Annotated in this window: 6 protein-coding genes; 5 read left to right on the top strand and 1 reads right to left on the bottom strand. The window is 59.3% G+C overall.

Annotated elements, in window-relative coordinates:
* Nucleotides 1-198 precede the first annotated feature (198 nt).
* Both HIJ39_RS21855 and HIJ39_RS21850 read left to right on the top strand, forming a co-directional pair.
* Nucleotides 199-438 carry a hypothetical protein gene (locus tag HIJ39_RS21855; RefSeq protein WP_169103158.1) on the top strand — a complete coding sequence of 80 codons (240 nt, stop codon included), beginning with the start codon at nucleotides 199-201 and terminating at the stop codon, nucleotides 436-438.
* Entirely contained in the window at nucleotides 428-685 is a 258-nt protein-coding gene (locus HIJ39_RS21850; RefSeq protein ID WP_169103157.1) for a type II toxin-antitoxin system RelE family toxin, read from the top strand. The genes HIJ39_RS21855 and HIJ39_RS21850 overlap by 11 nt, the downstream gene beginning before the upstream one ends.
* A 353-nt stretch (nucleotides 686-1038) precedes the next feature.
* On the opposite strand, the gene HIJ39_RS21845 is transcribed toward HIJ39_RS21850, so the two are convergent.
* Entirely contained in the window at nucleotides 1039-1749 is a 711-nt protein-coding gene (locus HIJ39_RS21845) for a hypothetical protein (RefSeq protein WP_169103156.1), read from the bottom strand.
* A 701-nt stretch (nucleotides 1750-2450) separates the two neighbouring features.
* On the opposite strand from HIJ39_RS21845, the gene HIJ39_RS21840 reads away from it, so the two are divergent.
* From HIJ39_RS21840 to HIJ39_RS21830, 3 genes are all read left to right on the top strand, one after another.
* Nucleotides 2451-2753 (top strand): putative quinol monooxygenase, encoded by a 303-nt coding sequence (locus HIJ39_RS21840; RefSeq protein ID WP_169103155.1) that lies wholly within the window; start codon nucleotides 2451-2453, stop codon nucleotides 2751-2753.
* Nucleotides 2754-2856: 103 nt separating this feature from the next.
* On the top strand, nucleotides 2857-3153 hold the full coding sequence (locus HIJ39_RS21835; RefSeq protein WP_169103154.1) for a hypothetical protein: 297 nt from the start codon (nucleotides 2857-2859) through the stop codon (nucleotides 3151-3153).
* Between the two features lie 273 nt (nucleotides 3154-3426).
* Nucleotides 3427-3813: a hypothetical protein gene (locus HIJ39_RS21830; protein ID WP_169103153.1), complete on the top strand. Its 387-nt coding sequence runs from the start codon at nucleotides 3427-3429 to the stop codon at nucleotides 3811-3813.
* Nucleotides 3814-4016: the final 203 nt, after the last annotated feature.

Below are 4016 nucleotides of genomic sequence, written 5' to 3'. Positions count from 1 at the left end.
TTCTATGGGGAGGAGGGCGCTCAAGGGGCACTCGCTACCACAGCCAAGCCCCGAGGCCCCTCTTTACCTACCAGCTAATCACGTGCTTTCGGGGGCGTAAGCACACCAGGAGTATTTCGCTTTGGATAACGAAGACTGGTTGATTGCGAGGGTCACGTCCTGATCTATACTACAAGAAAGAGAAAGGGGGACCCCAGCGTGAGTGTTCCGGCCGACGAAGTGTACAAAGTCATCGAGCAGCTGTCGCCGTCTGATCGAAAGACTGTGTACGACCTGGCCCAATTCCTCCGCGCCCGCCATCAGACCGTGGTCAAGGCCTGGCGCGACATCGAGGCACAAGAACCGGATTCCGAACCATTGAGCCCGGAGGAAGCCGATCAGTTGCGGGATCCCGAGTTTGTATCCTGGGATCCGGAATCCCAGCACCATGGCGTATGAGGTCCGCATTAGACGGTCTGCGCTCAACTACCTCAACAAATTAGATGTGCCCACCCATCGGCGTCTCGCGGCGGCCATCGAAGGGCTCGCGGAAGTCCCACCGACGGGAGACATTCGGCCACTGACAGGACAGACCGGCGCGTATCGGTTGCGGGTCGGTGGGTTTCGCCTCCTCTTCCACATCGACCACCAGCAGGAAGTTATCTTCGTGGACGCCATCGGCTCACGAGGCGACATCTACAAATAGAGTGCCCACAATTGGGTTAGTCGTCCTGGCGGCTCGGACAGGTTGGCGTGCAGCGCGCATCGCGCCGACACCGACCACGGTTGCTGTGCCGAGCGGTTTGCCCCGGGATGAGGGATGGCCAGACTTGATTCCGACGATAGTTCGTGTGATGAATCAGCGATTATTGGGGGCGAATACGCCGGAAGGTAGTGCCCCGTGGAAATTAGGTATAGTCCTACACTGGAGGCAAACCCGCAGCGTGCAAGGCACGGTCTACCCAATGGCCCAGATCTCCCGCCCGAAAGCGTTGGGAATGGGATCCTACCTGAAACCAGTCGCAGGCCGGAGTATATTGCACCCCGATCGTGGACCGTTTACGATAACGCAACCGCAGGCGGACGATACCCGGTACCTGCGCAACCATTCGGGCCTTGGGGGGCTATCGGGGCCCGATTCACGATGCGGACCAGTTGCCGCACGTCAGCCCGTCTGGTTACAACCGTCGTCTCCCGACCATGACGGCCGCCCGTGTAGACCACCGCGACCAACTGCACATTCGGTGGCACGTGGGTGGTCGGCCCACGCGGCGGCACAATTATGCCGTTGAAAGAAACCGTGACCCAAGTATGCTGGGGGCCTCGGGGTGCAAACTGGAGGATTAATGTTTCGTTTGGGTGTGACCTCGGTGACCAGGCGAGCCATCGATACAAAATGTAGCCCCGTCCGCCGGTTTGTCCCCTACCGGATGGCCGCCAGGGTGCTCCGATGTGTCGCTCGGCCCACCGCATCGCAGCATGGAGAGATAAAGGCCAGAGGAAGCTGTGCTTTCCCACCCACCATCGCCCCGATGCCGGCCCCGTGGGTAATGCAGGCTGGTAGGGCAATGCGAACCCTCCGAGCGTCGCGTAGCTGCCATCCGGAAGAGGGATGGGCGGGGTGGTCCGCTCGATAGTAAAGGGTGCGATAAATGACGGCACGGGAGCGTAGGGAAGCCGGATGGTATGGTCCTGGATCGGCGGACCCGCCACCCAAATGCCCAGACCGATCACAAACACAGCAGCCAAAGCCGCGGCAATCCACCGCATGCGATCTCCTTTCCATGTACCTGGTCGCCCGGACTCCTCGGCCATGACGTGGGTGCAGACGGCAATGTTTCGCAGGATACCCCGTCCCACCGATGCGGACCGCGAGAACAAGACCCTTGTGGTCTTGATGAGAGCCCAAGACTTCATGATTAAAGGTCCGACGATGTCACCGTGCCGACTGGCCGCTGGCCTGAATCCGTACGACAGTTGCCGCTGGTCACAGGGTCAGTCTCATGACGGGCCTTGACTCAGTACGATCCGGGGACGAAGTGCCCTCATGCCGAGGCGTCGTAGTCCACCCCATTATTACACACCCAGAGGAGCCCTTGCGCGGTGGGCGCCGCATTTCCTCAGATCCTATTGACATCGGTAGGCCGCGGTGCCGGCGTGTGGGGATGCCTGTCCGGCTAGGTCCGTCCGCCGTGTGGTTGGGGATGTTTCCGCGGGGGGCTTGACCTAGATCTGATATCGCGCCCCCTCTATCGCACGTGGTCCGATCCGAGGCCCGGATCCACAACGTGCGCCATCTCGTGGCACAGTCCAAGTAGCGTCAGTATGGGGGCTGACCTCCCAATGGCAGGAATGCTTCATGGGGCGAACGAGCGAGATTCGGGGGCGAGTGCGCATTAAGGTCGCTGCGCGGAATTCGGAACGACCTTCCGGGCGGTCTGATATGGTTAGATCAACGGGGGAATATACCGATGAGTGAATTCGGATTGTATACCAAGTTCACCGCGCACGATGGTCAACGCGACGTGTTGGTCCAGATTTTATTGGAAGCCGCCGACAGCATGGCCTTAGTCGACGGTTGTGACCTGTATGTCGTCAACATCCCGGACGACGATCCAAACGGTGTGTGGGTCACAGAAATCTGGCGTGACTCCGTCGCACACGAAGCCTCGTTGTCCTTGGACACGGCCATGGCGCTAATCCAGCAGGCGAGACCGCTGATTGCTGGCGTGGACCAAATTAAGCTTCGGCCAGTGGGTGGCAAGGGCATTTAGCCTGGCGTACATTCGGGGGCATAAATGCATCAAGCGGTACTCTGCCAGGAGATTGTGCCAAACCGGCCGGAGGCGCATAATCGAGACGACGTGGAGGTGGCCGATGGTGAAAAAGCATAGCGCCCTACTCGTAGCGGGAATGGTGTCCGTCGCATCGCTTCTGGTGGCTTACTTGACCATACGCTATTACGGTCATGCGGTGTTTCTCTGGCATCGCGGAAGCGTTGCCATTGGCTGGGGACCACTTCAGGTGTTCGCTGCGCGAGCGCTCGTCACCGTGGATGGGTCCGCCTCGGTGTCCACACAAATTGGCATGGGTCTGGTATTGGATCCGGCAATTTTGGGTTTTTCTGCCTATTACCTGCTCTACGGCGTGCGGGCCCGTCATACGCACGCTTGAAGTTGCCGCGATAAGCCCCAGAAGGCCTTTGGTGGCTCGTCCACTGGAGGGTGGTTGCTTGGCGATTGCGTGCCGTATGTGCCTCGACGGTGGGATTCGCCTCCCTGAGACCATCGGCTAGTCCAACCCCACTTGTTACCCGGCCGGAGCTACTCCCTCGATGGGTGTACACTGAAACCTGACATCTCGATGACGTATGTGAATCGCGTAGAGCTTTGCGACAGATGTTTCCGGTGGGACCACGATCCCGAAAAGCAAAGAAGGTGTCACATTATGGAATTTAAATTGTTGCAATCACTGATGGCGATTTGTATCCGGTTTACGTATCCGGACTGGCCGTATCAAAGCCCCGGAGAAGCGGAAATTCGACTGCTGGGTCAGATGTTCCGCGAACTGGATCCGGTGAGCGACGCAGAGTTCGAAGACATTGTGCAGCAGTTCGTCCGGATGGCCCGGCCCCGACGCAGTCCGCTATTGGAACGGTTGGCCATGGCTTGGGCCCGCACGGCGGTCGACAATTGGCCCGCCAACCGACCGACGGAATGGGAATTGCGGCGGGCGCTCGACCTCCTGCGCCGAGCGACCATGGCGACAGACGCTGAGGTCGAGGACGTCGTCGCGCGCATATTGAAGGGCAACATGGAAGACTGGACCCTCTAGAGGGGCCCACGTTACCACGGGGCACTCACATTCCGACCGCTCCCCACGACTTTGACATCGCCACTTTGTGAGGCGAGAACACTCGGTTGCACGACGCAACTTTTTATGAAGCTGATCAGGTACAAACGGGGGCGAGATCATTCCTGTAGGGAGTAGTTCTTGGAGTTTGTGTGCATGAAAGCGCCTCCCGTACGATGAGTGTG

It is taken from the genome of Sulfobacillus harzensis (genome assembly GCF_012933365.1).
In the GTDB taxonomy this organism is placed as follows: Bacteria; Bacillota; Sulfobacillia; order Sulfobacillales; family Sulfobacillaceae; genus Sulfobacillus_B; species Sulfobacillus_B harzensis.
This window is presented reverse-complemented; position numbering and strand designations above follow the sequence as displayed.

Coding starts and splice junctions, on each gene's coding strand:
- HIJ39_RS21850 (WP_169103157.1), top strand. CDS start 428: ATGGCGTATGAGGTCCGCATTAGACGGTCTGCGCTCAACTACCTCAAC.
- HIJ39_RS21845 (WP_169103156.1), bottom strand. CDS start 1,749: ATGCGGTGGATTGCCGCGGCTTTGGCTGCTGTGTTTGTGATCGGTCTG.
- HIJ39_RS21840 (WP_169103155.1), top strand. CDS start 2,451: ATGAGTGAATTCGGATTGTATACCAAGTTCACCGCGCACGATGGTCAA.
- HIJ39_RS21835 (WP_169103154.1), top strand. CDS start 2,857: ATGGTGAAAAAGCATAGCGCCCTACTCGTAGCGGGAATGGTGTCCGTC.
- HIJ39_RS21830 (WP_169103153.1), top strand. CDS start 3,427: ATGGAATTTAAATTGTTGCAATCACTGATGGCGATTTGTATCCGGTTT.